At 72.8% G+C, this 26,890-nt stretch carries 29 protein-coding genes; 18 read left to right on the top strand and 11 right to left on the bottom strand.

Annotated features, from left to right (window positions below; translation table 11 throughout):
* The first annotated feature begins 21 nt into the window (after window positions 1–21).
* Window positions 22–645: a helix-turn-helix domain-containing protein gene (locus AB0N84_RS12695; protein ID WP_363546818.1), complete on the top strand. Its 624-nt coding sequence runs from the start codon at window positions 22–24 to the stop codon at window positions 643–645.
* A 3-nt stretch (window positions 646–648) separates the two neighbouring features.
* Here AB0N84_RS12695 and AB0N84_RS12700 read toward each other — a convergent pair whose 3' ends face one another.
* Complete coding sequence (locus AB0N84_RS12700) at window positions 649–1,323, bottom strand: hypothetical protein (protein WP_363546821.1); 675 nt, start codon at window positions 1,321–1,323, stop codon at window positions 649–651.
* A gap of 142 nt (window positions 1,324–1,465) precedes the next feature.
* Entirely contained in the window at window positions 1,466–2,239 is a 774-nt protein-coding gene (locus AB0N84_RS12705) for a glycosyltransferase family A protein (protein WP_289459335.1), read from the bottom strand.
* Between the two features lie 155 nt (window positions 2,240–2,394).
* Here AB0N84_RS12705 and AB0N84_RS12710 point away from each other — a divergent pair, with 155 nt between their 5' ends.
* From AB0N84_RS12710 to AB0N84_RS12750, 9 genes are all read left to right on the top strand, one after another.
* The gene (locus AB0N84_RS12710) at window positions 2,395–3,282 is read left to right on the top strand and encodes a hypothetical protein (RefSeq protein ID WP_363546824.1); all 888 of its coding nucleotides are present in this window, start codon (window positions 2,395–2,397) and stop codon (window positions 3,280–3,282) included.
* On the top strand, window positions 3,279–3,722 hold the full coding sequence (locus tag AB0N84_RS12715; RefSeq protein WP_289459337.1) for a phage holin family protein: 444 nt from the start codon (window positions 3,279–3,281) through the stop codon (window positions 3,720–3,722). Before AB0N84_RS12710 ends, AB0N84_RS12715 begins: the two co-directional genes overlap by 4 nt.
* The gene (locus AB0N84_RS12720; protein WP_182046859.1) at window positions 3,719–4,291 is read left to right on the top strand and encodes a DUF3618 domain-containing protein; all 573 of its coding nucleotides are present in this window, start codon (window positions 3,719–3,721) and stop codon (window positions 4,289–4,291) included. Before AB0N84_RS12715 ends, AB0N84_RS12720 begins: the two co-directional genes overlap by 4 nt.
* 83 nt (window positions 4,292–4,374) lie before the next feature.
* The gene (locus AB0N84_RS12725; protein ID WP_363546828.1) at window positions 4,375–4,800 is read left to right on the top strand and encodes a MarR family transcriptional regulator; all 426 of its coding nucleotides are present in this window, start codon (window positions 4,375–4,377) and stop codon (window positions 4,798–4,800) included.
* 41 nt (window positions 4,801–4,841) lie between these two features.
* Window positions 4,842–5,483 carry an MBL fold metallo-hydrolase gene (locus tag AB0N84_RS12730; RefSeq protein ID WP_363546831.1) on the top strand — a complete coding sequence of 214 codons (642 nt, stop codon included), beginning with the start codon at window positions 4,842–4,844 and terminating at the stop codon, window positions 5,481–5,483.
* 48 nt (window positions 5,484–5,531) lie between these two features.
* Entirely contained in the window at window positions 5,532–6,212 is a 681-nt protein-coding gene (locus AB0N84_RS12735; protein WP_363546834.1) for an HAD family hydrolase, read from the top strand.
* A 60-nt stretch (window positions 6,213–6,272) separates the two neighbouring features.
* Entirely contained in the window at window positions 6,273–6,755 is a 483-nt protein-coding gene (locus tag AB0N84_RS12740; protein WP_363546837.1) for a GNAT family N-acetyltransferase, read from the top strand.
* Window positions 6,756–6,802: 47 nt separating this feature from the next.
* The gene (locus AB0N84_RS12745; RefSeq protein ID WP_363546840.1) at window positions 6,803–7,426 is read left to right on the top strand and encodes a TetR/AcrR family transcriptional regulator; all 624 of its coding nucleotides are present in this window, start codon (window positions 6,803–6,805) and stop codon (window positions 7,424–7,426) included.
* On the top strand, window positions 7,423–9,123 hold the full coding sequence (locus tag AB0N84_RS12750) for an MDR family MFS transporter (RefSeq protein ID WP_182046855.1): 1,701 nt from the start codon (window positions 7,423–7,425) through the stop codon (window positions 9,121–9,123). Before AB0N84_RS12745 ends, AB0N84_RS12750 begins: the two co-directional genes overlap by 4 nt.
* A gap of 117 nt (window positions 9,124–9,240) precedes the next feature.
* On the opposite strand, the gene AB0N84_RS12755 is transcribed toward AB0N84_RS12750, so the two are convergent.
* Window positions 9,241–10,248, bottom strand: a complete 1,008-nt coding sequence (locus AB0N84_RS12755) for a LacI family DNA-binding transcriptional regulator (RefSeq protein ID WP_363546843.1) — start codon at window positions 10,246–10,248, stop codon at window positions 9,241–9,243.
* Between the two features lie 202 nt (window positions 10,249–10,450).
* Here AB0N84_RS12755 and AB0N84_RS12760 point away from each other — a divergent pair, with 202 nt between their 5' ends.
* The 5 genes from AB0N84_RS12760 (at window position 10,451) to AB0N84_RS12780 (ending at window position 15,403) form a co-directional block, all read left to right on the top strand.
* On the top strand, window positions 10,451–11,488 hold the full coding sequence (locus tag AB0N84_RS12760) for a nucleoside hydrolase (RefSeq protein ID WP_363546846.1): 1,038 nt from the start codon (window positions 10,451–10,453) through the stop codon (window positions 11,486–11,488).
* Window positions 11,485–12,903, top strand: coding sequence for an MFS transporter (locus AB0N84_RS12765; RefSeq protein ID WP_363546879.1), 1,419 nt, complete (start codon window positions 11,485–11,487; stop codon window positions 12,901–12,903). Before AB0N84_RS12760 ends, AB0N84_RS12765 begins: the two co-directional genes overlap by 4 nt.
* The gene (locus AB0N84_RS12770; RefSeq protein WP_363546848.1) at window positions 12,900–13,757 is read left to right on the top strand and encodes a ribokinase; all 858 of its coding nucleotides are present in this window, start codon (window positions 12,900–12,902) and stop codon (window positions 13,755–13,757) included. The genes AB0N84_RS12765 and AB0N84_RS12770 overlap by 4 nt, the downstream gene beginning before the upstream one ends.
* A gap of 99 nt (window positions 13,758–13,856) precedes the next feature.
* Window positions 13,857–14,792, top strand: coding sequence for a Ppx/GppA phosphatase family protein (locus AB0N84_RS12775; protein ID WP_182047668.1), 936 nt, complete (start codon window positions 13,857–13,859; stop codon window positions 14,790–14,792).
* 2 nt (window positions 14,793–14,794) lie between these two features.
* Complete coding sequence (locus AB0N84_RS12780) at window positions 14,795–15,403, top strand: hypothetical protein (RefSeq protein ID WP_363546851.1); 609 nt, start codon at window positions 14,795–14,797, stop codon at window positions 15,401–15,403.
* Between the two features lie 32 nt (window positions 15,404–15,435).
* On the opposite strand, the gene AB0N84_RS12785 is transcribed toward AB0N84_RS12780, so the two are convergent.
* Window positions 15,436–16,050 carry an antibiotic biosynthesis monooxygenase gene (locus AB0N84_RS12785; protein ID WP_182047672.1) on the bottom strand — a complete coding sequence of 205 codons (615 nt, stop codon included), beginning with the start codon at window positions 16,048–16,050 and terminating at the stop codon, window positions 15,436–15,438.
* Window positions 16,051–16,107: 57 nt separating this feature from the next.
* On the opposite strand from AB0N84_RS12785, the gene AB0N84_RS12790 reads away from it, so the two are divergent.
* Window positions 16,108–16,608, top strand: a complete 501-nt coding sequence (locus tag AB0N84_RS12790; RefSeq protein WP_182047673.1) for a DUF6328 family protein — start codon at window positions 16,108–16,110, stop codon at window positions 16,606–16,608.
* On the opposite strand, the gene AB0N84_RS12795 is transcribed toward AB0N84_RS12790, so the two are convergent.
* Window positions 16,605–17,645, bottom strand: coding sequence for a Ku protein (locus AB0N84_RS12795; protein ID WP_363546855.1), 1,041 nt, complete (start codon window positions 17,643–17,645; stop codon window positions 16,605–16,607). The two genes, AB0N84_RS12790 and AB0N84_RS12795, sit on opposite strands and share 4 nt — an antisense overlap.
* Window positions 17,646–17,707: 62 nt before the next feature.
* Between AB0N84_RS12795 and AB0N84_RS12800 the strand changes: the two genes are divergently transcribed.
* Together AB0N84_RS12800 and AB0N84_RS12805 are read left to right on the top strand one after the other, a co-directional pair.
* Window positions 17,708–18,598: an SDR family oxidoreductase gene (locus AB0N84_RS12800; protein ID WP_182047677.1), complete on the top strand. Its 891-nt coding sequence runs from the start codon at window positions 17,708–17,710 to the stop codon at window positions 18,596–18,598.
* A complete protein-coding gene (locus AB0N84_RS12805; protein WP_363546859.1) occupies window positions 18,595–21,114 on the top strand; it encodes an ATP-dependent DNA ligase in 2,520 nt (839 codons plus the stop codon). The genes AB0N84_RS12800 and AB0N84_RS12805 overlap by 4 nt, the downstream gene beginning before the upstream one ends.
* Window positions 21,115–21,438: 324 nt before the next feature.
* Here the strand turns inward: AB0N84_RS12805 and AB0N84_RS12810 are convergent, their stop codons facing one another.
* The 6 genes from AB0N84_RS12810 to AB0N84_RS12835 form a co-directional block, all read right to left on the bottom strand.
* Window positions 21,439–21,612: a hypothetical protein gene (locus AB0N84_RS12810; protein WP_182047681.1), complete on the bottom strand. Its 174-nt coding sequence runs from the start codon at window positions 21,610–21,612 to the stop codon at window positions 21,439–21,441.
* A 10-nt stretch (window positions 21,613–21,622) separates the two neighbouring features.
* Window positions 21,623–22,591: a TIM barrel protein gene (locus AB0N84_RS12815; protein WP_363546862.1), complete on the bottom strand. Its 969-nt coding sequence runs from the start codon at window positions 22,589–22,591 to the stop codon at window positions 21,623–21,625.
* Window positions 22,592–22,768: 177 nt separating this feature from the next.
* A complete protein-coding gene (locus AB0N84_RS12820; RefSeq protein WP_363546865.1) occupies window positions 22,769–23,515 on the bottom strand; it encodes a fumarylacetoacetate hydrolase family protein in 747 nt (248 codons plus the stop codon).
* A gap of 18 nt (window positions 23,516–23,533) precedes the next feature.
* Window positions 23,534–23,758, bottom strand: coding sequence for a hypothetical protein (locus tag AB0N84_RS12825; RefSeq protein ID WP_363546868.1), 225 nt, complete (start codon window positions 23,756–23,758; stop codon window positions 23,534–23,536).
* 86 nt (window positions 23,759–23,844) lie between these two features.
* Window positions 23,845–24,102, bottom strand: a complete 258-nt coding sequence (locus AB0N84_RS12830; protein ID WP_363546870.1) for a hypothetical protein — start codon at window positions 24,100–24,102, stop codon at window positions 23,845–23,847.
* Between the two features lie 102 nt (window positions 24,103–24,204).
* Window positions 24,205–26,676, bottom strand: coding sequence for a phosphoketolase family protein (locus AB0N84_RS12835; RefSeq protein WP_182047688.1), 2,472 nt, complete (start codon window positions 26,674–26,676; stop codon window positions 24,205–24,207).
* Window positions 26,677–26,890 lie beyond the last annotated feature (214 nt).

A 26,890-nucleotide genomic window follows, 5' to 3' on the forward strand; every position in this document is an offset into this window, starting at 1 on the left:
CGGTCTGGCAACATGGCCACCATGGTGCACAGCCGGGAGGAACGGATCACCCCGCCGACGACGGCGGAGGTGGTCGACGCGGTCGGCCCACGCCTGCGGGCGCTGCGCGAGCGCCGCCAGGTCACCCTCGCGGCGCTCGCCGACGAGACCGGGATCTCGGTGTCGACGCTCTCCCGGCTCGAGTCGGGCCAGCGGCGGCCGACCCTCGAGCTCCTGCTGCCGCTCGCCCGCGCCTACCAGGTGCCGCTCGACGACCTGGTCGGAGCGCCGCAGACGGGGGACCCGCGGGTGCACCTCAGGCCCGAGCGGCACGGCGGACGGGTGGTGATCCCGCTGACGCGGCGCACCGGCGGCGTCCGGTCCTTCAAGCAGCTCATCCCGCCGGAGCCCGCGGACAGCGACCGGACCCTCCGGACGCACGAGGGGTACGAGTGGCTCTACGTGCTGTCCGGGCGCCTGCGGCTGCTGCTGGGCGACCGCGACTTCGACCTCGGACCCGGCGAGGTGGTCGAGTTCGACACCCACACCCCGCACTGGGTCGGCAACACGACGGACGAGGTCACCGAGGTGCTCTGCCTGTACGGGCCGCAGGGGGAGCGGGCGCACGTGCGGTCCCGGCCCGCTTCCCGGCAGGACGACGGGTAGGGGTCAGCCGAAGACGTGCGCCTCGACGTCCTCGAGCAGGCCGTCGGTCGGGACGTTCGACTGGGTGATGCGGATGCCGATGTCGCCACGCGTGAAGTAGGTGTCCCCGTCGGTGACCGGGTACTGCGGGTTCTGGGAGATCTTCTGGCAGCGGTAGCCCTCGGACTCGCGGTCGCAGTCGAAGCCCGACAGCTGCTGCAGTGCGGCGAACGCCTTCGTCGAGTCGACGACGGCGACGTCGATGACCACGTTCGTGACGTCCACCCGCGGGTCGCGCCAGACGCAGTACAGCCGCCCGCCACCGGGCTGCAGCACCGGGGTGAAGGCGGTCTTCGGGACGGCGACGGGATCGCCGACGACCGAGGGGTCGTTGAGCGGGTCGTCGGTGAACTGCCACCTGCCAGCGGTGACCAGTCCGCTGCACGACGAGGGCAGGGTGCCGCCGTCGTGGTCGACGCCGGGGACCTGCGGGATGGTCGAGGTCGGACTCGGCGTGCTGCCGGCGTCCGCCGTGGCGTCGCTCGTCGGCGCGGTCGTCGCCGCACCCGTGCTCGCCGCCGACGTGGACGTGGCTGTGGCGCTCGGGCCGGTGGTCGATCCGTCCGTGCAGGCGCTCAGGACGAGTGCGGCACCGAGGCCGATCGTGACGAGCAGTGTGGTGGCGGGCGCGTGCCGCATGGTTCTCCCCCTCGATCGCGGTCCGACGGAGGCGCCGGCCCGCTCGTCCCCGACGGTAGCCGGGCGCGACGACCGCCGGTGCCCCCGAGACCGATCCGTGGCCGGCCCGACACCCGATCGTGACCGGAGCGCCGGGCCCTCGTCAGCGGCCGGACCAGGCGCCCCGGGAGCGGGACGGGAGGCAGGCGCGGAGCGCGGCCCGGCACCGCCGCGCCCACCGTCGGCAGGGGTTCGCCCGACGGCCGTGCACCCGGAACGTGTGGAACGCCCGCCGGGTGCGGAGCGCGGCCGAGGCGACGCCCGAGAAGGGCCTCGCCGAGACCTCGACGAGCAGGGCTCGGTCCACGACCACCCGCCACGCCGGGTCGAGTGCCATCGAGAGGTCGACGTCGTCGTGCACCTCGGGGTCGTCGCGGTGCGTCCGTGAGCGCGCCGCGAGCCACGTCGAGCGGTGCATCGCCGTCGCGGACCCGAACAGCGGCGGCCGGGCGAGCGCGCCGCGCATCAGGACGAAGTACGGGCCCATGTAGAGCGTGTCCCAGAGCCGTCGGACCAGCGGACCGCCGTCGTGCGGACGGCCCGGACCGGTGACCGCGACGACCCCCGTGCCGCCGAGGAGGCGGACCGCCGCCGCCACCCACCCGGGCGGCGGGACCGAGTCGGCGTCGAGCCGGACGAGCACGTCGCCCGAGGCGTGGTCGTAGCCGCGCGCCGAGGCCCGGGCGATGCCGCGGACCGGTTCGTGCAGCACCGTCGCGCCGGCGGCCCGGGCGACCGCGGCGCTGTCGTCGGTGCTGCCGTTGTCGACGACCACCACCTCGTCCACGGGCCGCGTCTGTGCCGCGAGGGCGGCGAGGCACCGGCGCAGGTGCTCGGCGTCGTCGAGCACGGGGACGACGACGGAGACCAGCGGCACCCCCCGATCCTGCCGGAGGGGTGCTGGACGGGCCGTCGGGGGCGGGCGTCACCGCGTTTGCCGACGTTCCTGTGGTGTGGCGCAGGCAGGGTCGCGCACCGTCGGGTCCACGCGACGGGTGCCGTACCCGCCGCGACCGAACCGGAAGGCCGACCATGACCACGAACCCACCCGGGAACGACTCCGGGACGCCCATCCACGACCGCACCGCCGCGTCCGAGGGACACGAGGTGTACCCGGGCGTGACCGTGCCCTCGTTCGGCAGCGACACCCCCGCGCCGCGCGACACCGACCGCGAGTTCGACGACGTCCTCCTGCCCGAGGGCGACGTCCGCCGACCCGAGGGCTTCGACGACGTCGAGCCGCTCGACGCGCTGCCCGCCGACGAGCAGCTCCCGGCGACGCCGTCCGCCGCCGGCGCCTCGGCACCGCTGCACGACTCCACGACGACGAGCACCGGCTACCTTCCGCCCGTGGGCACCAGCACGGGCACCGGCAGCGCGGGCTCCGGCGCCGGCGGCACCGACGGTGGCGGCAAGGCCGACGCCGCCAAGGGCGCCGCGCAGGACGTCGCCGGCGACGCGAAGGACAAGGCCGCGAACGTGGCCGGTACCGCGAAGGAGCAGGCGTCGAACGTCGCCTCCGAGGCGACCGACCACGCCAAGCAGCTCTACTCCCAGGCCTCCGACACGCTCAAGGAGCAGGCGGCCGGCCAGCAGGAGCGCGCCGCCGGGGGCCTCCGCAGCCTCGGCGAGCAGCTCGGCCGCATGGCCGACAAGGACGACGAGCAGGGCATCGCCGCGAAGGTCGTCCGCGACCTGTCGAACCGTGCGGGCTCCGCGGCCGGGTACCTCGAGAACCGCGACCCGGGGTCGCTCCTCGACGAGGTGAAGTCCTTCGCCGCGGAGCGTCCCGGCACGTTCATCGCGCTCGCCGCGGGCGCCGGCATCCTCGCCGGACGCCTGACGAAGGCCCTCGCCACCGAGGTGAAGCACGAGAAGGAGGCCGGCGAGTCCTCGACGGGCACCGGGAGCGGCGTATGAGCCACACGGTCCCGGGCGCGACCCCGCTGGGCGAGCCGACGCCCGAGGAACGCGCCGCCACGACGCCCCTGGGCGAACTGCTGACCGACGTGTCGAAGGACCTGTCGTCGCTGTTCCGCCAGGAGGTCGCCCTCGCCAAGGCGGAGCTCACCGAGTCCGCCAAGAAGGCGGGCAAGGCCGGCGGCATGTTCGGCGGCGCCGGGCTCACCGCCCTGTTCGCCCTGCTGTTCCTGTCCATCGCCGCGTGGTGGGGTCTCGGGTACCTCATCGGCAACGCGTGGTCCGCCGTCGTGATCGCCGTGGTCTACGCGATCGTCGCCGCGATCCTCTACGTCCGTGGACGCAAGGAGATCAAGGAGATCCAGGGCGTCCCGCAGACGGTCGAGACCGTCAAGGAAGTCCCCGAAGCACTCAAGCCGAACACCGGGAGGAAGCCATGAGCACCCCAGAAGAGATCCGTGCCGACATCGAGCGCACCCGCGGTGCCCTCGGGTCCGACGTCGACGCCCTGGCCGACAAGGTCAGCCCCTCGTCCATCGCCCACCGGCAGAGCGAGAAGGTCAAGAGCCGCTTCCAGGGCGTCCGCGACTCCGTGATGGGGTCCGCGCACTCGGCGGGCTCGAGCGTCTCGGGGTCCGCCTCGGGTGCGACCGACCGGGCGAAGGACGTCGCGCACGAGGGCGTCCGGAAGGCGAAGGGCAACCCGCTCGCCGTCGGCCTGATCGCCTTCGGTGCGGGGTGGCTCGCGTCGTCGCTCATCCCGACCTCCGACAAGGAGGAGCAGCTCGCCGGTGAGCTCAAGGACAAGGCGGCACCCCTCGTCGAGGACGTCAAGTCCCAGGCGAAGGACGTCGGGTCGCAGCTGGGCGACGTGGCGAAGGAGCACGCGCAGGACCTCAAGGGGACCGCGCAGGACGCCGCCCAGACCGTGAAGGACGAGGCGCAGGGCGCCGCGTCCGACGTCCAGGACCACGCGAAGAGCGCCGCGGACGACGTGCGCAGCAGCTGACGGACGTCAGCACAGGACGGACGGGAGGCCCGTGGCGACACCGCCACGGGCCTCCCGTCCGTTCCGCGGTAGCGTCGTGGCCCATGGACCAGATCGACGAGCTCGCCGCCGAGTTGCGCCGGTCGATCGGCCGCCTCGTGCGCGCGGCCCGACGCGAGGGCGACAGCCTGCCGCCGGCGCACTCGGCGACGCTGGGGTTCCTCGGACGCGAGGGGCCGATGACGATCGCGGAGCTCGCGCGGCGACGCGGGGTGAAGCACCAGGGACAGTCCCGGACGGTGGCGGAGCTGACGAACCAGGAGTACGTCGAGCGGACCGCGTCCGAGACCGACCGGCGGGCCTCGGTCATCCGCATCACCGATGCGGGCAGAGCCGCGCTGCAGCAGGACATGGACGGCCGTGCGGACTGGCTCGCAACCGCGATGCGTGCGGAGCTCGACGACGACGAGCGCGCCCTGCTGGCCCGGCTGCCGGAGGTCTTCGAGCGCCTGGCCCGCCGGGCCGACTGAAGGACCAGCCAACTGTACAACAGTGTTGTACAGTTGGCTGCATGAAGCTGACGAAGTACAACCACGCCACCGTCGTCCTCGAGCAGGACGGCGCCTCGCTCGTCATCGACCCGGGCTCCTTCACGCCGGAGTCCGCCGACCTCGTCGCCGCGGCCACGGTGGTCCTCGTCACCCACGAGCACGCCGACCACTTCGCTGTCGACGCGATCCGTGCGGGACTCGAGCGCAACGCCGACGTCGTCGTCCACGGCCCGGCGTCGGTCGTCGAGCAGCTTGGCGACCACGACGGCCGCGTCCGCACGGTCACCGCGGGCGACACCGTCGAGGTCGGGCCCTTCACCGCCCGCGTCCTCGGCGAGGAGCACGCGGTCATCCACCGTGACATCCCGACCATCGCGAACGTGGGTTACCTCGTGAACGACGCCGTGTTCCACCCGGGCGACGCCTACCTCGTGCCGGACGTCCCGGTCCGGACCCTGCTCGTCCCGACGAGCGGCCCGTGGGCGAAGACCGGCGAGGGCGTCGACTACGTCCGCGCGGTCGCCCCCGAGCGCGTGGTGCAGATCCACGAGCTGCTCCTCAGCGAGGGCGGTCAGGAGATGAACGTCCGCATGTTCGGCACCGAGGGGCTCGGGGGCGTCCCGGCGTCGATCCTGCCCGTCGGTTCGTCGATCGAGGTCTGACGGCGCGACCCTGGACCGGTCCGGCGGTCGTGGGAGCAGGCTGGGTGGATGGCTGATGCTCCCTCGACCGCCGTCCTCTTCGACATCGACGGCACCCTCGTCGACTCCAACTACGCGCACGTCGACGCCTGGTGGCGGGCGTTCCGTGCGGCGGGCGAGTCGGTCGACGCGTGGCGCGTCCACCGGGCGATCGGCATGGACTCGGGCCGTCTGCTCGAGGAGCTGCTGCCCGACGCCTCCGACGAGGTCCGGGACCAGGCGAAGCAGTTCCACACCGCGTACTACTCCGAGCACATGCCGCAGCTGCGGTTGCTGCCCGGGGCCCGCGAGCTGCTCGAGGCGGTCGCCGACGCCGGCCACGCGGTCGTCCTCGCCACGAGCGCGCCGGAGTCGGAGCTGTCGGTGCTCCGCGAGCTCCTCGACGCGTCCGCGTGGGTGACCGCCGAGACGAGCTCGGAGGACGTGGAGGAGGCCAAGCCCGCGCCCGGGATCATCCAGGTCGCCCTCGACAAGGTCGGGGTGGCCGCGGACCGTGCGGTGATGGTCGGTGACGCGATGTGGGACGTCGAGTCCTCCGGTACGGTCGGGCTCCCCTGCGTCGGGGTGATGACCGGCGGGATCGGCGGCGACGAGCTCCGGGGTGCCGGGGCGGCGGCGGTGTACGACGACGCTGCCGCGGTGCTGCGCGCGCTGCAGGCCGGCGAGGGGCCGATCGCCGCGCTGCGCTGAGGGCACGGCCGCGGGTGACGGCGCAACCGAGCGCTCCGGCGCGTGCCAGGATGGACCATCGTGATCACGATCGAGCGCGTCGCCTGGGAGGACCCGCGTGGTGTGGCCCTCCGCGCCACCATGGACGAGGAGATGCACGAGCGCTACGGCGCCGGGCACCGGGACGAGGACCCCGCGGTCACCGCCGAGCGGGACCGTGCCCTGACGGTCGATCCCGCCACCGTGATCACCTCGATCCTCGCGCTCGACGAGGACGGCACGCCGCTCGGGCACATCGCCGTCCGCCGTCTCCGTGACGAGGTCGAGCTGAAGCGCCTCATCGTGCTCGCCGCCGCCCGCGGCAAGGGTGCCGCCACCGCGCTGCTGTCCGAGGGTGAGCAGGTCGCCCGCGAGGCCGGCGCCGCGCGCGTCATCCTGCAGACCGGGGACAAGCAGCCCGAAGCCGTCGCGCTCTACCGCAAGACCGGGTGGGAGCAGATCGACGTCTACGAGCCGTACGCGGCGACGATGCCCTGGTCCTACTGCTTCGCGAAGGCGCTGTAACCCGTCCTCGTGTTGCACTCTCAGCAGCAGAGTGCAATTCTTGCTCGGTGAGCACCACCGAACGCACGCGCGTGCTGCGTCGACGCATGGTCGTCGAGGCACGCCGGGCGACCATCGAGCACGGCCTGCACGGTTTCACGATCGAGCAGCTCTGCGAGACCGTCGGCGTCTCCCGCCGCACGTTCTTCAACCACTTCGCGTCGAAGGACGACGCCGTGCTCGGCATCGAGCAGGGCGCGACGGAGGAGCTGCTCGCGGCGTACGTCGACGGCTCGCTCGTGCCGGCCGACCTCGACCCGCTCGGGTCGATCGTCGCGCTCGCGATCGAGCACGTGCACGTCGTCGGGATCGACCGCGCCGACGAGGCCCTCGTCCGCCGGGTCTTCGAGCGTGAGCCCGCGATGGTCGCGAAGTTCCTCGCCGCTGCCGAGGTTCAGCTCGCCGCCGTCGGCCAGGCCGTCCGGCAGCGCTTCGGGTGGACCGACCCGGACGACCGGCGGGCGCAGCTCGTCGCCGAGGCCGCCGCGGGTCTGCTCAAGGTCTCCGCCGGCGAGTACTTCGACGACGCGTTCGACGAGACCTCCGGCCCGACGTTCGACGCGCTGCTCACCGAGAACCTCCGCCAGCTCAGGGCGGCCATCACCACCACCGGACAGGACCACACCGCATGAGCACCACCGCGCAGGGCACGAAGCGTGCCCGCCCCGGATCCGACGGACCGCTGCTCCTGACGCAGCGCCGGATCTGGATCATCTTCTCCGCGCTCATCGCGGGCATGCTGCTCTCCAGCCTCGACCAGACCATCGTCTCCACCGCGATGCCGACCATCGTCGGTGAGCTCGGCGGCGTCGCGCACCAGGCCTGGCTCACCACCGGGTACCTGCTCGCCTCGACCATCGTGATGCCGATCTACGGCAAGTTCGGCGACGTCCTCGGCCGTCGCAACCTGTTCCTCGTCGCGATCGCGCTCTTCACGATCGCCTCGGCCGGCTGTGCCTTCGCCGGCGACTTCACGCAGCTCGTCGCGTTCCGGGCGATGCAGGGCCTCGGTGGTGGCGGCCTGATGATCCTGTCCCAGGCGATCATCGCCGACATCGTGCCCGCCTCGCAGCGCGGCAAGTACCTCGGCCCGCTCGGCGCGATCTTCGGCCTGTCGGCGATCGGCGGCCCGCTGCTCGGCGGCTTCTTCGTCGACCACCTCACCTGGAACTGGGCGTTCTACATCAACATCCCGGTCGGCATCGCGGCGTTCTTCGTCGCCTGGTTCGCGCTCACCCTGCCGACCAAGAAGGCCGAGAAGCGGATCGACGTGCTCGGCGTCGTGCTCATGTCGATCGCGACCACGTGCCTGGTGTTCTTCTCGGAGTTCGGCGGCAGCGCCGAGCACGGGTGGGACGCGCTCGAGACCTGGGCCTGGTTCGCCGGCCTGGTCGTCGCCGCGGCCCTGCTCGTCCTGGTCGAGTCCCGCGTCGAGGACCCGGTGCTCCCGATGTCGTTCTTCCGCAACCGCACGTTCCTGCTCGCCACCGGCATCGGTCTCGTGCTCGGCATCGGCATGTTCGCCGCGATCGGCTTCGTCCCGACCTTCCTGCAGATGGCGTCCGGCACCTCGGCGGCGGTCTCCGGCCTGCTCATGCTGCCGATGATGGTCGGCCTCATCGGCACCTCGATCGCGTCCGGCGCCCTCATCACGAAGACCGGTCGCTACCGGGTGTTCCCGATCGTCGGCACGGTCCTGGTCGCCCTCGCGATGCTCGCCATGACGCAGCTCGCCGCGGACACCCCGATCTGGCTGATCTGCGCGTACCTGTTCGTCTTCGGCGCCGGGCTCGGGCTCATCATGCAGGTCGTGGTCCTCGTCGCGCAGAACGCGGTGCCCGCCGCGCAGGTCGGTACCGCGACCTCGACGAACAACTACTTCCGCGAGGTCGGTGCCTCCCTCGGTACCGCCGTCTTCGGCGCGCTCTTCACCGCGCGCCTGACGACCGCGCTGACGGACGTGTTCACCTCGGCGGGAGGGTCGGCCACCGACGCTGCGTCCTCGGCGGGGAGCATCGACCCGTCGACCGTCGCGAAGCTCCCCGAGGCGGTGCAGGACGGCATCGTGAATGCGTACGCCGATTCGCTCGCCCCGGTGTTCTGGTACCTCCTGCCGTTCATCGCGATCGCGTTCCTGCTCGCCCTGTTCCTGCCGCAGATCACGCTGTCCGACACGGCCGGCATGGTCGCCCGCGGCGAGGCCGTCGGGGGCGCCGAGGCGGACGAGCTCGAGCGGGCCCGGCGGACCGGCGCGGCGGGCGGTGGGTCTGCGCCGACATCACCGGTCGACGCCGAGCCGCCGGCATCCGGGCGGGACGCCTCCGCCTGACGCCGTGCGACACGCCGGCGTCGCCGCGAGACGCCCCTGATCGGCCGAGACACCTCCGGAAGCGGGGGCGTCTCGCCCTGTCCGAGGCGTCTCGTGCTGGGTGCGGCGGCGCGCCGCCTACCCGCCCGTGCTCGCGCGCCGCACCAGGCGCGCGGGGAGCGCCACCGGCTCCACCGCGGTGCCGTCGAGCGCCGCGAGGAGCCGGAGCGCCGCGGCCCGACCGAGCTCGGCTCCGGGGAGTGCCACGCTCGTCAGGGCCGGCGCCGTGACCGACGACGACGGCAGGTCGTCGAAGCCGGCGACCGCCAGGTCCTCCGGTACCCGGAGCCCCATCGCGCCCGCGACGCGCAGCACCCCGTAGGCGAGCGTGTCTGCGGCGGCGACCACGGCGGTGACGCCGTCCTCGTGCCAGGACTCGATCGCGTGCTCGGTCGCCGCCGCGGCGGCGTCCACCGTCAGGTCGGCGCGGGCACCGAGCTCCGAGACGGTGATGCCCGCGGCGGCACAGGCCTCGTCGAACATCCGGTGCCGGATGCCGAACGTGGCGACGCGTGCGGTGCCGTCGAGGTACGCGACGTGCTCGTGCCCCTGCTCGCGGAGGTGCGCGACGAGTTCGTCGATGCCGGGGGAGAGGTCGTAGTCGACCGTGACCGCGGACTCGGGGGCGTCCGGGGCGTCGAGCAGCACGACCGGGACGCTCGCGTCGAGGGACTCGCCCGCGGCGGGGGCGTCGACGAGGATGCCCGCGGGACGGAGCCGCTCGAAGCGCCGCAGATCGGCGGTCGACGGCTGTGCGCCGCGCTCGGTCACCGAGAGCACGAGCTGGTACCGGTCGCCGAGGGTGTCGCGGACGCCGCGGATCACCTCGGCGAAGAAGGGGTTCGACAGGTCGGGCGCGATGAGGACCACGAGGTCGCCGGTCCCGCGGGCCAGCGAGCTCGCGGCGTGGTCGACGACGTACCCGAGCTCGTCGACGGCGTCGCGCACGCGGGAGGCGATCGGCGCAGACACCCGACCGCGGTCCTTGCCGTTCACGACGAGGGACACCGTGGCGATGCTCGTGCCCGCACGCTCGGCCACCATCGCCGCGGTCACACGACGGGCCGGCACGGCGGAGGATGGCACCCGTCGAGCCTACCGACGGCGGACGCGGCAGCGCGTGAGGACCGCTCGGAGTTGACGTCAAACGCTTGACGTGCTTCCATGTCAAACGCTTGACGCGCCGCGCCGGAGTTGGTTCCTCCACGACGCGGACCCCACCGCGTCAAGCACAGACCTCACGCCGCCCCCGGGCGGACACCCCATCCCCGACGAAGCGGAGCCCCAGGTGCCTGACGCAACGACGCAGAAGATCATCCTCGACTGCGACCCCGGCCACGACGACGCGGTCGCCATCCTCCTGGCGCACGGCAACCCGACGATCGACCTCCTCGCGGTGACGACCGTCGTCGGCAACCAGACGCTGCCGAAGGTCACCCGGAACGCCCTCGCCGTCGCCCGCATCGCCGGGATCACCGGCGTGCCGTTCGCCGCCGGTGCCGACCGCCCGCTGCTCCGCCCGATCGAGGTCGCCCCCGACATCCACGGGGAGAGCGGCCTCGACGGGCCGATGCTGCCCGAGCCGTCGTTCGACCTCGACGAGCGGCACGCGGTCGACCTCATCATCGACACCGTCATGGCGCACGAGCCGGGCACGGTCACCCTCGTGCCGACCGGCGGTCTGACGAACATCGCGCTCGCCGCCCGCAAGGAGCCGCGCATCGTCGAGCGTGTCAAGCAGGTCGTGCTCATGGGCGGCGGCGTGCACGTCGGCAACTGGAGTCCGGTCGCCGAGTTCAACATCGTCATCGACCCCGAGGCCGCCGACATCGTCTTCAGCGCCGGCTGGGAGGTCGTCATGGTCGGCCTCGACCTGACCCACCAGGCCCTCGCCACCCCCGAGGTCGCCGCGCGCATCGCCGCCGTCGGCACCGGCCCCGCCGCGTTCGTCGGCGAGCTGCTCGACTTCTTCGGCAAGGCCTACGAGGACGCCCAGGGCTTCGACGCCCCACCCGTCCACGACCCGTGCGCCGTCGCGTACGTCATCGACCCGACGATCGTCCGCGCCGTGAAGGTCCCGATCACCGTCGAGACCCAGGGCCGCCACACCCTGGGGATGACCGTCGCCGACTTCCGGGCCCCCGCTCCGGCGGACTGCCGCACGAGCGCCGCGCTGGAGCTCGACCACGAGCGCTTCTGGGACCTCGTGGTGGACGCCCTCGAGCGCATCGGCGAGACGCCCGACACCGGGTGGACGCCCCGCGCCGCCGCGGCGGCGATCGAGGACGCCGACGCCACCGTGCCCCCCGTCGACCAGGAGCGCTGAGCACCGTGACCACCACCTCGACGACGAAGTCGACCGCCGCCCTCACCGCCGCCCTGCTCGCGGCGTGCGTCGCGTTCCAGCTCAACGCGAGCATGCTCAGCCCCGCGCTCGCGACGATGGCGACGGAGCTCCGCACGGACGACGCGACCATCGGCCTCTCGCAGACCCTGTTCTTCACGATCGCCGCGCTGTTCTCGCTGTTCCTGCCCCGCCTGTCCGACATCGTCGGCCGCAAGCGGGTCCTGGTCGGCATGCTCCTCGTGATGCTCGTCGGCAGCGTCGTCGCGGCCCTCGCCGTCAACGTGCCGATGCTGTTCGTCGGTCGCATGGTCCAGGGCGTCACCGGCCCGGTCGTGCCGATCGGTCTGCTCGTCCTGCGCAACGAGATCGCCGACCCGAAGCGGTACGGCGCCGCCCTCGGCCTGCTCACCGCGGTGAACGGCGGCATCGCCGGCGTCGACGCCCTGGCCGGTGGGTGGATCGCCACGCACTTCGGCTTCCGCGGGATCTTCTGGGTCATCGCGGTCGTCACGGTCGTCGCCGCCGCCATGGTCGCGGTGTGGGGCGTCGAGTCGAAGCCGTCCGCCGGCACCCGGATGGACTGGTGGGGCGTGCTGCCCCTGGTCGTCAGTGTCGGCGCGCTGCTCACGGCGTTCAACGAGGCCGGCAAGCTCGGCGCCGCGGACTGGGCGCTCGTCGTCGGCGGGATCGTCGTCGCCGTCGTCGCGTTCGCGGTCTTCTGGGCCGTCGAGTCGCGCGTCCGGGAGCCGCTCGTCGAGACGCGGTTCCTCAGGCGTCGCGGCACGTGGGCGCTCCTCGTCACGACGCTGCTCACCATGACCGGTGTCTTCGCGGTCGTGAACGGTCTCGTCACGAGCCTCGCGCAGAACCCGGAGGTCGGCTTCGGGATGGAGCCGGACCTCGCGTCACTCGCGTTCCTCACCCCGTACGCGCTGGTCGGCTGGATCGTCGGTCCCTTCGCCGGCCGCCTCGCCCCGACGCTCGGCTACCGTGCCGTGCTCCGCTTCGGCCTGGTCGGCAGCATCGTCGCGACGCTCGTGATGGCGATCGTCGGCGTGCACTCGCTCCCCGTGCTCGTCGCCGCGACCGTGCTGATCGGCATCACCTACGCCGGCATCGCGAACATCATCCTGAACGGGCTCGGCATCGTGCTCTCGCCGGCGTCGAACCCCGGCTTCCTGCCCGGTCTCAACGCGGGGGCGTTCAACCTCGGCGCGGGCATCAGCTTCGCGGTCCTGCCGGCCCTGCAGATCGCACTCGGCACCGGCGGGTCCGCGGGGACCGCGGGCTACTCCGGTGGCATGCTCCTCGGTGCCGTGGTCACCTGCGCGGCACTCGCCACGTCCTTCCTCATCCCGCGCCCGGCCTCGGCCGAGACAGGAGCATCCGCATGACCGGCATCGTCGTCGTGGGCAGCCTCAACGCGGACCTGGTGGTCCGCACGGAGCGCTTCCCGCAGCCCGGTGAGACCCTGCACGGGTCCGACCTCGCCATCCTGCCGGGGGGCAAGTCCGCCAACCAGGCTGTCGCGGCCGGGAGGCTCGGGGGCACCGTGCGCATGATCGGTGCGGTCGGCGACGACGGCAACGGAACGCTGCTGCGCGAGTCGGTCGCATCGGCCGGCGTCGACACCACGCACGTGGCGGTCCGGCAGGGCGTCGCCACCGGTACGGCCGTCATCACGGTCGACGCCGCGGGCGAGAACACCATCGTGATCTCCGGTGGCGCGAACGCCACGCTGACGCCGGAGGACCTGCCCGCCGACGCGTTCGACGGCGCCGGGGTGCTCGGCCTCTGCCTCGAGGTCTCCCTCGACGTCGTGCTCGCGGCCGCCCGTGCCGGACACGCGGCGGGCGCGACGGTGCTGACGAACCTGTCCCCGTTCGGCGCCGTGCCGCAGGAGCTCCTCGACCTGACCGACGTGCTGCTCGTGAACGAGCACGAGGCCGCCGCGCTCGGCGACCACGGCGTCGCGCGGTCGATCGTCACCCGAGGCGGCGCGGGCTGCGTCGTGCACGACGGGGACGCCGAGCCGGTCGAGGTCACGGCCGTCCGGGTCGACCCGGTCGACACCACTGGCTGCGGCGACGCGTTCACCGGTGCGGTGGCGCTCCGGCTCGACGCGGGGGACTCCCTCGTCGAGGCTGCGCGGTTCGCCGTGGGCGTCGGGGCGTACGCCGCGACGAAGCCGGGCGCCCAGGCGTCCTACCCGACCACCTCGGAGCTGGAGTCCTTCCTGCGGTCCTGACCCTCCCTGCGGACTCGGCCGTCACACCGCTCCGCAGGCTCCGCGGTGCGCCGGAACCGGCCCGGAGGGGCCCTGCCTCCCGGCCGCTAGCGTTGGCACATGCGCGTGGGAGTCCTCGACATCGGGTCCAACACCGGCCACCTGCTCGTGGTGGACGCGCACGGCGGTGCCGCGCCGTTGCCCGCGTCGTCCTACAAGCAGCCGCTGCGGCTCGCCGAGCACCTCGACGAGGCCGGCGCGGTGACGCCCGAGGGCATCGACGCCCTCACCGCCTTCGTCGCCGAGTCCGTCCGGGTCGCGGAGGACCGCGGCTGCGAGGACATGCTCGCGTTCGCGACCTCCGCCGTGCGGGACGCGGTCAACTCCGACGCGGTGCTCGCCCACGTCGAGCGCGAGACCGGTGTCGAGCTCGCCGTGCTGTCCGGCGGCGACGAGGCGCGCCTGACGTTCCTGGCCGTCCGCCGCTGGTTCGGCTGGTCGGCGGGACGACTCGCGGTCTTCGACATCGGTGGCGGCTCGCTCGAGATCGCCGGTGGCGCGGACGAGGCGCCGGACGTCGCGTGGTCGATGCCGATCGGTGCCGCCCGGCTCGCGCGCACGTACTTCGTCGACGGCACGCCCAGCGAGGACGACGTGCGCCGCATCCGGCACGAGATCCGCGTCGCCATCGCGCGGGACGCCGGGCTGCTGCTCCGCTCGGGGCGGCCCGACCGTGCCGTCGCGACCTCGAAGACGTTCCGCTCGATCGCGCGGATCTGCGGTGCCGCACCGTCGGGGGACGGGCCGCTCGTCCCGCGGTCGCTCGACGGCGCCGAACTGCGCCGGCTGCTGCCGTCGCTCCTGACGAGGTCGGTCGCGGAACTCGCGGCGCTGCCGGGCGTCTCGCCGAGCCGGGCGCACCAGGTGGTGCCCGGCGCGCTCGTGGCCGAGGCGTGCCTCGACATCTTCGACCTGCCGGCGCTCGAGATCTGCCCGTGGGCACTGCGCGAGGGCGTCATCCTCGAGCGGCTCGACCAGCTGTCGGTGCTCGGCTGACGATGCCGCGGCACGCGACGGAGGGGCCCGTCGACGCACCGGGCGACGCCGAGGGACGGTGGACGCGCATCGGGCTCTGGAGTGCACGCGTGGGCGTGGTCCTGGCCGTCGTGGTGATCGTCCTCGCCGTCGTCACCCGCCCGTCCTGGTCCTCCCAGGGCTTCGACGCGGACGGGTACCCCCTGGCGGTGCTGCCGGACGTCGCGCTGGTCTGCGCGCTCGTGCTCGGCGTCGGCTGGCCGTGGTTCTCCGGACTCGCGGCCTCGACGCGCTCGGTGCACCGCGACGGCGACGAGCTCGTCGCCGTCACGGTGTACGGGCGGCGTCGCGTGCGGTCCACAGGGGCGAGGCTCGTCCGCTTCCGGATGCTGACGAACGTCGGCACCGTGCACGGAGCGCTCCTGGTCGACCGACGGCTCCGGCCCCTCGTCGTGCTCGACCCGATCGGTGCCGGCGGGGCGAGCAGGCTGCAGGCGCTCCTCGGGGACGGGAGCGGAGCGATCGGTCGAGTGGTGCTCGAGCACGTGCTCGGGTTCGTCTGGCTCCTCGCCACCGTCGTCGTCGTCGTGACACTCGTGACGGCGCTCCTCGTGCTGTTCAGTGCACCCTGAACCCGCGACCGGCCCGGTGTCCCGACGACCGATCAGCGCTGCCGGGCGGTCCGAGGCGGAGCGAGCAGCCACGGGCGGATGAGCCCGGTCACGAATGGCAGTACCCAGAACGTCATGATCGGCGTCAGCACGAGCGTCGTGACCAGCACGCGCGGCAGCACGGCGAGGGTGCCGAACGCCGGGACGAGCCAGCCGACCAGGAACGTGAAGGCCAGGTTCACCGGGAAGAACCCGAGCCAGATGCTCACGGCCTGCTTCCACCGCGGCGGTGCACTCGACGCCGGGGCGTCCTGCGGGGCGTCGAACCACCCCTCGATGCCGGTGCGCTTCTCGACCCGGGACTCCACGACGAGGTCGCGGCCCAGGTCGAGCCATCGGAGCCGGTCGTCGGAGTTCTCCCACGTCGCCAACTGCTCGTGATCGGCGAACCGGTAGAGCATGTGCCACTCGCGGCTGGTGGCGTGCGAGCGGACCCACCCGGAGCCGAGGAAGCCCGGGTAGCGGTTCGCCAGGTTGACGCCGGACTGCACCCAGGCGGTGGCGTCGGGGATGCGGTCGGGATCGACGAGACGGGTGATGGACACGGTGACGGGCGGGCCTGCGGTCACGGATGACGACTGCAGGCTCCCTGGCTCTTGTGGAGTCATGCGGACAGTCTCGCGGAGTCGTGTTTCCGGTGCGTGACGGGGCAGTAGGTTCGGCGCATGAGCGACGTCAGCGGTGCAGCACGGGACACCGAGCGCGGTCGGCACGAGACCCCGACCGAGCGGTGGGACCGCAACTGGTCGGACATCCAGCAGGAACTCCGGATCGTGCAGACGGGGACGCAGATCCTCGCCGGGTTCCTGCTGACGCTGCCGTTCCAGCAGCGGTTCACGATGCTCAGCCCCGGTGAGGAGGTCGTCTACCTCGTGCTGGTCGTGCTCGCGGTCGTCATCACCGTCGTCGCGCTGTCCGCGGTGTCCGCACACCGACTGGTGTTCCGGCAGCGTCAGAAGCACGACCTGGTCCGGGCCGGGAACGTGCTGCTCATCACGGCCCTCGCGGCGAGCGCCCTGCTGTTCTCCGGCACCGTGCTGTTCGTGTTCGACGTGGTGATCGGGGACGTCGGCGGGGTGGTGGGCGGGGTCGTCGTCTTCCTCGGGACCGCGGCGCTGTGGGTGTCGATCCCGCTCGCGCTGCGGCGGACGGGTCGCGACGGCTAGCTGGCCTGCTTCTTCGCCGGCGCCTTCTTCGCAGGGGCCTTCTTCGCGGGGGCCTTCTTTGCCGGCGCCTTCTTCGCGGGGGCCTTCTTCGCCGGTGCCTTCTTCGTGGTCGTGGACTGCTCCTCCGACGCAGCGTCGTCCTCCGCAGCCCGGCCGGACGACGACCGCGAACCAGACGACGACCGTGAACCAGACGACGACCGTGAGCCGGACGATGACCGCGACCCGGAGCCTCCCGACCGCGACGACCGGTTCTTGTCGACGGACGCCCGCAGGGCGGCCATCAGGTCGATGACGTCCCCGCCCTCGCCGTCGTCCTCGTCCTCCGCCTGCTCGCCGAAGGTGTCGGCGGTGTCGACGTCGTCGCCCGCCTCGAGCTTCGCGTCGATGAGCTGCTGCAGCTCCTCCTGGTACGCGTCGGTGTAGCGGTCCGGGTCGAAGTCGGTCGACATGCTCTCGACGAGCGACGACGACATCTTCAGCTCGTTCGCGCTGACCTTCACCGAGGCGTCCAGGCCCGTGAAGTCGGCGGCCCGGACCTCGTCGCCCCACAGCAGCCCCTGCAGCAGGATGACGTCGTCGTTCACCCGCAGGACGCCGAGCCGGGTCTTCTGCCGGAGCGTGAACTGCACGATCGCGAGCCGGTCGGTCTTCGCGAGGGTCTCGCGGAGCAGCACGTACGCCTTGGGGGAGCGGGAGTCCGGCTCGAGGTAGTACGACTTCTCGAACATCATCGGGTCGACCTGCTCGACGGGCACGAACTCGAGGACCTCGATCTCGTGCGACTGCTCCTCGGGCAGCTGCTTGAAGTCGTCGGCGGTGAGCACCACGGTCTTGTCACCGTCGTCGTAGGCGCGCTGGATGTCGGCGTACTCGACCTCGTGGCCGAACTCGCAGACGCGCTTGTACTTGATGCGGCCCTTGTCCTCGTCGTGGACCTGGTGCAGGGAGACGTCGTGGGTCTCGGTCGCCGCGTACACCTTGATGGGCACGTTGACGAGCCCGAACGCGATGGAGCCCTTCCAGATCGACCTCATGGGGCCATGATGCCCGCGCGCACCCGAGAACGCCCGCCAGGACGCGCGAGCACCATGGGCCCATGAGCCAGCTCGACAAGCAGGACCCGCGCGACCAGTACGCCCGTCCGCCGTTCCCGGCGCAGACCCAGCAGGGGTCCGGCCTGGCGAGCGCGATGGACCCCGTGCCCGACCACGGCGAGACGAGCTACGTCGGCACGGGCCGGATGCGCGGCTACCGGGTGCTCGTGACCGGGGCGGACTCGGGCATCGGCCGCGCTGCCGCCGTCGCGATGGCGAAGGAGGGCGCCGACGTCGCCCTGAACGCCCTGCCCGAGGAGCGCGAGGACCTCGAACAGGTCCGCGACGTCGTCGGTGACCTCGGCCGCAAGGCGGTGCTGCTGCCCGGCGACCTGACCGACGAGGACTTCTGCGCGGCGCTGGTCCGGGACGCCGTCAGCGAGCTCGGCGGCCTCGACGCCCTGGTGCTCGTCGCCGGACACCAGCAGGTGCACGAGGACGTCACGCAGCAGTCGACGGAGGACTTCGACCGGACGATGAAGGTGAACCTCTACTCGCTGTTCTGGCTCGTCCGCGCGGCCGTCCCGCACATGGCACCCGGCAGTGCGATCGTGACGACGAGCTCGGTGTCGGCGTACCAGCCGCAGGACCGCATGATCGACTACGCGGCGACGAAGTCCGCGATCATCACGTACACGAACGGCCTCGCCCGACAGCTCGCCGCGAAGGGCATCCGCGCGAACACGGTCGTGCCCGGCCCGGTCTGGACGCCGCTGCAGCCGATCAGCTACCCCGGCGACGAGATCGCGGCCTACGGGCAGGACACCCCGCTCGGGCGTCCCGCGCAGCCCGTGGAGCTCGGCAGCGCCTACGTGTACCTGGCCGGCCCGGAGTCGTCGTACACGTCCGGCAGCACCCTGACCGTGGCGGGAGCGACCGGGGTCGCGCTGTGAGCCCGGTGGCCCGGAAGACGACGGTCCTGGTCGGTGACCGGCGGATCGCGCTGACGAACACCGACAAGGTGCTCTGGCCGGAGACCGGTACGACCAAGGGGCAGGTCATCGCGTACTACGAGCGCGTCGCGCCGTGGATGATCCCGCACGTCAAGGACCGTCCGGTGACCCGGAAGCGCTGGGCGAACGGGGTCGACGGCAAGGTCTTCTTCGAGAAGAACCTGCCGGACTCCGCGCCCGACTGGGTCCGCCACCACACCATCGCGCACAAGGAGCACGACACCGAGTACCCGATCGTCGACGACCTGCCGACCCTGGTCTGGATGGCGCAGCAGGCCGCCCTCGAGCTGCACGTCCCGCAGTGGCGCTTCGGGCCCCGTGGTGGTCAGCAGCCACCCGACCGGCTGGTGCTCGATCTCGACCCCGGCGAGGGCGTCGGGCTGCCCGAGTGCGTGGAGGTGGCGCTCGCCGCACGCGAGATCCTGCACGGCATGGGCCTCGACCCGTACCCGGTGACGTCCGGGTCGAAGGGCATCCACCTGTACGCGGCGCTCGACGGCGGGGCGTCGACGGCGCAGGTCTCCGACGTGGCCCACGAGCTGGCGAAGGCGCTCGAGCAGGACCTCCCCGACCTGGTCCTGTCGTCGATGAGCCGGGCGGAGCGGACGGGCAAGGTCTTCGTCGACTGGTCGCAGAACAACGGCAACAAGACGACGATCGCCCCGTACTCGCTGCGCGGCCGTGACCGGCCGACGGTCGCGGCACCGCGGACGTGGGACGAGCTCGGCGAGCGCGGGCTCGCGCAGCTCACCATGGACGAGGTGCTGGACCGCCTGGAGGCGCACGGCGACCTCCTGCACCCGGTTGCGTCCGCCTCGCTGTCGGTCGGGAGGCCCGACACCGGTCACTGGGACAGCGACCGGACCCAGCGTGCGAACGACGCGGAGCAGCCGGCCCGCGACCGGCTCACGGCCTACCGCGCGAAGCGCGACGCGTCCCGCACCCCGGAACCGGTGCCCGTGGACGCACCGACGGTGCGGGAGGACGGCACCCCGACGTTCGTCATCCAGGAGCACCACGCGACGCGGGACCACTACGACTTCCGCCTCGAGCACGACGGCGTGCTCGTGAGCTGGGCGCTGCCGAAGGGTGAGCCGACCGACCCGGGGAAGAACCACCTGGCCGTGCAGACCGAGGACCACCCGCTCGAGTACGGCTCCTTCGAGGGCACCATCCCGCACGGCGAGTACGGCGGCGGCACGGTGACCCTGTGGGACGACGGCACGTACGAGCTCGAGAAGTGGCGCGAGGGCGAGGAGGTCATCGTCACACTGCACGGCCGGACGAACGGCGTCCGGCGACTGGCGCTCCTGCACACCCGCGGGCGGGGGAAGGGTCGCCAGGGCGACGAGCAGAACTGGCTGATCCACCGCACCAAGGAGCAGCCCGACCGCCTGGACGGTGGCGACACGGCGGGGGCGGGGCGTGCCTCCCGTCCGCCGTCAGGTGCACGCGACGGCCGGCAGCGGATCGACGCGGCCGCGACCTCCGACACCGCGCCGGCGGACCGTCGCACCATGCAGGCGACGCTCGCGAAGGGCGAGCCCCGGCTCGACCCGGCGCACTGGGCGTTCGAGATGAAGTGGGACGGCGTGCGCGCCCTCGCCACCGTCCGCGACGGTCGGGTGACCCTGCGGAGCCGGAACGACCACGACCTCACCGCGCAGTACCCGGAGCTCCAGGAGCTCGGTGAGCGGGCGGGCGTCGACGGGGTGTACGACGGCGAGGTCGTCGCGCTCGACGGACGGGGCCGTCCCTCGTTCCAGCTGCTGCAGGACCGGATGGGGCTGACGAAGCCGCGGGAGGTCGAGGCGGCACGGGCGCGGACACCCGTGCGGCTGCTGCTCTTCGACGTCCTCGAGGCCGACGGGCACGACCTGACCCGGCTCGGCTACGACGCCCGGCGCCGGGCGTTGGAGACGGTCGTCGACCCCGGCGGGGCCGTCGACGTCCCGCCCGCCGTCGACGGCGACCTCGACCGTGCGGTGTCGGACTCGCGCGACCAGGGCCTCGAGGGCGTCGTCGCGAAGAAGCGGTCGTCCCGCTACGCCGAGGGACGCCGCTCCGAGGCGTGGCTGAAGATCAAGCACCACGCTGCCCAGGAGGTCGTCGTCGGCGGCTGGCGTCCCGGCAACGGGAGGCGCGCCGGCGGGATCGGGTCGCTCCTGCTCGGCGTCCCCGGTCCGGACGGGCTCGAGTACGTCGGTCGGGTCGGCACCGGGTTCCGCGACCGTGACCTCGACGAGATCGCCGAGGTGCTCGGGAAGGCCGGACGTGCGACCTCCCCGTTCGTGGACGTCCCACGTCCCGACGCCCGTGACGCGCACTGGGTGCGTCCGGTACGCGTCGGTGAGGTCGAGTTCGCCGAGTGGACGGCGGACGGCCGACTGCGGCAGCCGTCGTGGCGGGGCTGGCGGCCGGACAAGGACCCCGAGGACGTCGTCCGCGAGGGCTGAGCGGGCCGCCGTCGATCGTCGTCCGGGGGTCCGCCCGGGAAGGCGGCCCGCACGCCGGATCAGGGAGCGCAGGGGCCGCCGTCGGGGCGCCGTGACCGGTGTGTTCAGGGTGACCGGTCGCGGCGCGTCCTGGGCCCGGCACGACGGTGTGCCCGGGTGTCCCCTGAGCAGTTGCAGCTCCGGGACCCACTGGTGAGACGGGTCGGGGAGCCGGATCGTCACATCCGGCGACCGACTTTCTTCCCGCCGGGTCCGTCCGCGACACGACGGACCGCCCGGGAGCGAGTGCTCCCGGGCGGTCCGAGGTGGTCCGTCGTGCTGCGCTCAGGCGGCGGGCGCGGGCCCGTCCGCCGGAGCGCCGCCGTCGGCGGCGGGCAGGTCCTCGTCGACGAGTTCCTCCTGCTCGGGGAGGTCCACCTCGGCCGCTGCGGCCTTGGCCTCGTCGATGGACTCCTGCGAACGCCGGAGGAGGTCGTCGTCTGCTGCGTGATCCGTCATGCCGGCGACGTTACGCGGGCGCCCCTGTGTCGGAGTCGTGCCGGCGTCTGGGCAGGACCGACCGCGGCGGGACGGTCGGCTCGAAGTCGACGGCGGAGGTCGGTGCGGGTGTCGTCGGCATGGCGGGCGCCGCCGGCTGCCCGAAGGCATCGGCCGCGTCGAGCACGGCCCGCGTCGCAGCCGCGGCCGTGCGGAGTGCATCGGCGAGGGGCATCGCCCGGTGTGCCGCCGTCCGGACCTCGACGCCCCACGGCTCGTCGAAGCCGAGGTCCCGCACGACGCGGACCAGGCCGGGGAGGTCCCACGCACCGGCTCCGGGCAGGTGCCGGGCGCTCCGCGACTCCTCCGCCAGGGTCAGACCGGACGGGGTGTGCAGCAGGCCGTCGCTCAGCTCCACAGCGGCGAGCACGGCGGGGGAGACGCCCTGGGCGACGGACGCGAGCGTCGAGCCGCCCCGCAGCGTGTGCATGGCGTCGAGGAGCAGGCCGCCGTTCGGGTGCCCGGCCGCCGCGACGAACCGCGACGCCCGTTCGATGGTCGGGAGGTTCGACCACGGCTCCGGCTCGAGCACGAGCTGCGCGCCGACCTGCCCGGCCTGCGTGGCGAGCTCGATCCAGTCCGCGGTCATCGACGCCGGCGAGGTCGGGACGACGCCCGGGTCGGCGCGCACCACGACCTGCCACGCGCTCAGGGTCGCCGCGGCCTCGAGCACGACCCCGCGGTCGGCGTCGTCGTCGGTCGTCCGGCCGTCGTGCGACCACCAGCGGTCGAGGGGACCGAGCTGGACCCAGACGATCCCCGCCCGGTCGAGCACGCGGCGCAGTGCCGCGAACCCGGTGGTCGCCCGCACCTCGTGGAGGTCGTCGAGCGACAGGGACAGCCCGGCGAACCCGGCGTCCCCGACGGCTCGGACCCGGTCGGCGATCGGTTCGTCGCCCGCCCAGGTCCAGGACGTCGCGAGCAGGTCGTGTTCGTGCACGGCGCACCTCCTCGGTCCGGACACCGGGGGTGACTGCGACGCGCTCGGCGTCGGTCGTGCCCCTCGTGTCCCGTCGGTGTGATGCCGGTGGTCCGCCGACGTCGACCACCGTTGTACGCCCCCGGGCTGCGGAGCCTCACAGCGGGTCGTGCGGCTCCGGCACCGGTCCGGTCCGGGTCAGGTGATCCGCGTCCGCACGCTCCCGACGCCCGCGATGCTCCCGGTGAGGACGTCCCCGCGCTGCAGCGTCCCGACGCCGTCCGGGGTACCCGTGAACAGCAGGTCCCCGGGTGCGAGCGCGACGGAGCGGGACAGCACCGCGATGGTCTCCGCCACCGACCAGATCTGGTCGGCGAGGTCCCCGGACTGCCGGAGCGCGCCGATCCCGTCCGCGCCGGTCCCGTCCGCGCCGATCCCGTCCGCGTCGGTCCCGTCCGCGTCATTCAGGACGCGGAGCTCCACGGCCCCGACGGTGGGATCGACCCCCGCCGCGGGCACGAGCGTCCCCACCGGTGCCGAGGCGTCGAAGCCCTTCGCCAGGTCCCACGGTCGGCCGAGCCGCTTCGCCTGGGCCTGCAGGTCACGACGGGTCAGGTCGAGCCCGACCGCGTAGCCCCAGACGAGGTCGAGGGCATCCGCGACGGCGACGTCCGAGCCGCCGCGGCCGAGGGCGACGACGAGCTCGACCTCGTGTTCGAGTCGCTCGGTGCCGGGCGGGTACGGCGTGTCCGCGTCGTCGGTGACCAGGGCGGTCGCCGGCTTCGTGAAGAAGAAGGGCGGCTCGCGGTCCGGGTCGTGCCCCATCTCGCGGGCGTGCGCGGCGTAGTTGCGGCCGACGCAGTACACACGGCGGACGGGGAAGCGCCCACCGGTCGAGGTCGGCAGCGTGACGAGGTCCGGAGCGGCGATGACGAGGTCCTGCACACGCCCAGCCTGGCACGGTCAGCTCTCCGCCAGGGATGCCTCTTCGCGCAGGTCGTGCGCCAGGTGCGCCCGGGCACGGTCCTGGCGTTCCCGCCACTCCTGCCGGAGGTCCGCCAAGAACTCGGGTCGACCATCCTCGAGCATGAGCGGTCCGTAGTGCGGGTCGGCGAGCAGGTGCTCGAAGGCGCGCTCCACCATCTCCAGGCGTCGTTTGAACAGACGATCTGACTCGTCGGTGATCATCTGGTTCGTCCTCCTGCTCCTTCGTCGTCCGTCGGCCCGTCGCTCCGTCGACGCTCTCGTTCGTCACGCTGGATCTCGGCCAGGACTCACTCGTCGTCGGCGGTCACCCACGACCGGGTCGTGAGTGCATGGGTCATGAACGCAGCAGCGTCGTGATCGTGCGGGTCTCCGGAGTTCGCCCGTTCGACCACCCAGGACCAACGCTGCCACCACAGGTCCCGGTGCACCGAGAACTCCGTGTTTCGCCGCATCCGCCGCCCCTCGAGCACGGTCACGACCACACTCGCGGCGGCGACCGCCGCCCCCGCCAGCGCGACCAGCGCGCTCACCCACCCGACGTCCATGCGGCCAGCCTCACGGCACAGGACCGGCCACGCGTCGGGCGTGACCGGTCCTGTGGAGGGTGTGTCGTGCCTCCCGACTGTGCAGGAGGGACGGGAGGCGTGTCAGTTGCCGGGAGCCGCGCCCTCGGTCTCGCCCTCGCCCGGGTCGCCACCGGTCCCACCCGACGTCGGCTCGTCCTGCGGCCAGCCCCGGAACTCCCACCCGGACAGCGACGGGTGGTCCTCGCCGCGCGTGTAGGCGAAGGTCCGCGCGGCCTCGCGGGCCTCGGTCAGCTTCGACAGCAGGTCCGCGTGTGCGTCGGCGTCGACACGGGTCAGTGCGTCGTGCGCGAGCGCGAAGCGGTCCATGTCGTTCCGCATGAGCATGTCGAACGGCGACGTCGTGGTGCCCTGCTCGAGGAAGCCGTGCACGTGCAGGTCGTCGTGCCCGTGCCGGCGGTACGTCAGGTTGTGCACGAGCGACGGGTAGCCGTGGAAGGCGAAGACGGCCGGCGTCCCGGGCAGGAACACCTCGTCGTAGCGCTCGTCGCTGACCGGGTGCTCGTGCTTCCGCGGGTCGCCGAGTGACAGCAGGTCCACGACGTTGACGAAGCGGACACCGACCTCGGGCGCGTGCTTCCGGATGATGTCCGCGGCGGCCACGGCCTCCACCGTCGGCACGTCGCCGGCGCTCGCGAGCACCACGTCGGCGTGACCCACCGTCTGCTCGGTGCCGGCCCAGTCCCAGACGCCGAGGCCCGCCGCGGCGTGCGCGACGGCGTCGTCGAGCGACAGGAACACCGGCTCCGGGTGCTTCCCGGCGACGATCACCTCGATGCGGTCGGTCGTCTCGAACGCGTGTGCCGCGACGGCGAGCAGGGTGTTCGCGTCCGCCGGCAGCTTGATGCGGACGAGGTCCTGCTGCTTCGAGGCGACGACGTCGAGGAACCCGGGGTCCTGGTGCGAGAAGCCGTTGTGGTCCTGCCGCCACACGTGCGACGACAGCAGGATCGACAGGTTCGACACCGGGGCACGCCAGTCGATGTCGGTCGACGACTCGAGCCACTTCGCGTACTGCCCGACCATCGAGTCGATGATGTGCGCGAACGCCTCGTACGTGTTGAGGAGTCCGTGGCGGCCGGTCAGGACGTAGCCCTCGAGCATCCCCTCGAGCAGGTGCTCCGAGAGGACCTCGATGACCCGGCCGCGCGCACCGAGGTGCTCGTCGCCCGGTGCGCGGCGGGCACGCCAGACCCGCGACGTCACGTCGAAGACCGCGTCGAGCTTGTTCGAGATGGTCTCGTCGGGGCCGAACAGGCGGAAGGCCGAGGGGTTCCGCGAGGTGAGCTCCGCGAGCCAGGGCCCGAGCGTGGCGGTCGCGCTGGCGTCCTCGCCGACCGGGACGGCGAACGGCTCGAGCGACGGCCGGTCGAGTGCGGTCCGGATGCGACCACCGTTGGCGTGCGGGGTGGCGCTCATCCGGTGCTCGCCCTGCGGCCGGATCGTCGTGAGGATGCCCGTCGGCTGTCCGTCGGCGTCGAAGAGCTCGTCCGGACGGTAGGACCGCATCCACTCCTCGAGCTGCTCACGGTGCCCGGCGTCCTCGCGCACGGCGGGCAGGGGGACCTGGTGCGCGCGGAAGGTGCCCTCGACGCGCTCGCCGTCGACCTCCTGCGGACCGGTCCAGCCCTTCGGGGTGCGGAGCACGATCATCGGCCAGCGCGGCCGGAGGTCGGCGGCACCGGCGGGCTGCCCGGCCGCGGCGCGCTCGGCCTGTGCCCGCGCGGCGGCCTGGATGTCGTCGATCGTGGCGAGGGCCCGGCGCAGCGCGCCGTCGAAGAGCGCGTGCACGGCGAACGGGTCGTTGTCGACGCGGGCGGAGTCGACCACGATCGGCTCGTACCCGAGCCCGCGGAAGTACGCGGTGAGGTCCTCGTCGGGGATGCGCGCGAGGATCGTCGGGTTGGCGATCTTCCACCCGTTGAGGTTGAGGATCGGCAGGACCGCTCCGTCGGAGACGGGGTCGAGGAACGTGTGCGCCTGCCAGGAGCCGGACAGCGGGCCGGTCTCGGCCTCGCCGTCGCCGACGACGCAGGCCACGACGAGGTCGGGGTTGTCGAGCGCGGCGCCGTACGCGTGGGCGAGCGAGTAGCCGAGCTCGCCGCCCTCGTTGATGGAGCCGGGCGTCTCGGGGGCCGCGTGCGACGGGATGCCGCCGGGGAACGAGAACTGCCGGAAGAACTTCCGCAGGCCCTCGGGGTCGGGGGTGATGTCGGGGTACAGCTCGGTCCAGGTGCCCTCGAGCCACGCGTTGGCGTTCATCGCGGGACCGCCGTGTCCGGGGCCGCACACGTAGAGCAGGTCGCGGTCCGTCTCGGCGATGAGCGCGTTGCAGTGCGCGTAGACGAGGTTGAGCGCGGGGGAGGTGCCCCAGTGCCCGAGCAGGCGGGGCTTCACGTCGTCCGGGTCGATCGGGCGCGTGAGGAGCGGGTTGTCGAGGAGGTAGATCTGCCCGACGGTGAGGTAGTTCGCGGCGCGCCACCAGGCGTCGATCGCCCGGATCCGGTCCGTGCTCGGGATGTGTGCGGGGGCCATGCGCCCACGGTACGGAGTGGGGGACAGCACTTCCCCAGGAACGATCCCAAACCGATCGGGCGAGGGTGCCGAACCACTGTCACAAGCCGGGAAACACCCGGAGCGCTCACCAGCCGCACGTAGCTGGTTCTCCACCCCTGGTCGGGGTGTGTTCGGCGCGCACACAGCATGCCGCGCCGAGCGCGACGACGAAAGGAACGCATCCCATGCGCAA

It is taken from the genome of Curtobacterium sp. NPDC089185, from assembly GCF_040685235.1.
Lineage (GTDB): Bacteria > Actinomycetota > Actinomycetes > Actinomycetales > Microbacteriaceae > Curtobacterium > Curtobacterium citri.

Coding starts and splice junctions, on each gene's coding strand:
- AB0N84_RS12785 (WP_182047672.1), bottom strand. CDS start 16,050: ATGACTCCACAAGAGCCAGGGAGCCTGCAGTCGTCATCCGTGACCGCA.
- AB0N84_RS12720 (WP_182046859.1), top strand. CDS start 3,719: ATGAGCACCCCAGAAGAGATCCGTGCCGACATCGAGCGCACCCGCGGT.
- AB0N84_RS12700 (WP_363546821.1), bottom strand. CDS start 1,323: ATGCGGCACGCGCCCGCCACCACACTGCTCGTCACGATCGGCCTCGGT.
- AB0N84_RS12725 (WP_363546828.1), top strand. CDS start 4,375: ATGGACCAGATCGACGAGCTCGCCGCCGAGTTGCGCCGGTCGATCGGC.
- AB0N84_RS12795 (WP_363546855.1), bottom strand. CDS start 17,645: ATGAGGTCGATCTGGAAGGGCTCCATCGCGTTCGGGCTCGTCAACGTG.
- AB0N84_RS12695 (WP_363546818.1), top strand. CDS start 22: ATGGTGCACAGCCGGGAGGAACGGATCACCCCGCCGACGACGGCGGAG.
- AB0N84_RS12810 (WP_182047681.1), bottom strand. CDS start 21,612: ATGACGGATCACGCAGCAGACGACGACCTCCTCCGGCGTTCGCAGGAG.
- AB0N84_RS12825 (WP_363546868.1), bottom strand. CDS start 23,758: ATGATCACCGACGAGTCAGATCGTCTGTTCAAACGACGCCTGGAGATG.
- AB0N84_RS12750 (WP_182046855.1), top strand. CDS start 7,423: ATGAGCACCACCGCGCAGGGCACGAAGCGTGCCCGCCCCGGATCCGAC.
- AB0N84_RS12735 (WP_363546834.1), top strand. CDS start 5,532: ATGGCTGATGCTCCCTCGACCGCCGTCCTCTTCGACATCGACGGCACC.
- AB0N84_RS12790 (WP_182047673.1), top strand. CDS start 16,108: ATGAGCGACGTCAGCGGTGCAGCACGGGACACCGAGCGCGGTCGGCAC.
- AB0N84_RS12780 (WP_363546851.1), top strand. CDS start 14,795: ATGCCGCGGCACGCGACGGAGGGGCCCGTCGACGCACCGGGCGACGCC.
- AB0N84_RS12830 (WP_363546870.1), bottom strand. CDS start 24,102: ATGGACGTCGGGTGGGTGAGCGCGCTGGTCGCGCTGGCGGGGGCGGCG.
- AB0N84_RS12835 (WP_182047688.1), bottom strand. CDS start 26,676: ATGGCCCCCGCACACATCCCGAGCACGGACCGGATCCGGGCGATCGAC.
- AB0N84_RS12730 (WP_363546831.1), top strand. CDS start 4,842: ATGAAGCTGACGAAGTACAACCACGCCACCGTCGTCCTCGAGCAGGAC.
- AB0N84_RS12770 (WP_363546848.1), top strand. CDS start 12,900: ATGACCGGCATCGTCGTCGTGGGCAGCCTCAACGCGGACCTGGTGGTC.
- AB0N84_RS12710 (WP_363546824.1), top strand. CDS start 2,395: ATGACCACGAACCCACCCGGGAACGACTCCGGGACGCCCATCCACGAC.
- AB0N84_RS12715 (WP_289459337.1), top strand. CDS start 3,279: ATGAGCCACACGGTCCCGGGCGCGACCCCGCTGGGCGAGCCGACGCCC.
- AB0N84_RS12775 (WP_182047668.1), top strand. CDS start 13,857: ATGCGCGTGGGAGTCCTCGACATCGGGTCCAACACCGGCCACCTGCTC.
- AB0N84_RS12800 (WP_182047677.1), top strand. CDS start 17,708: ATGAGCCAGCTCGACAAGCAGGACCCGCGCGACCAGTACGCCCGTCCG.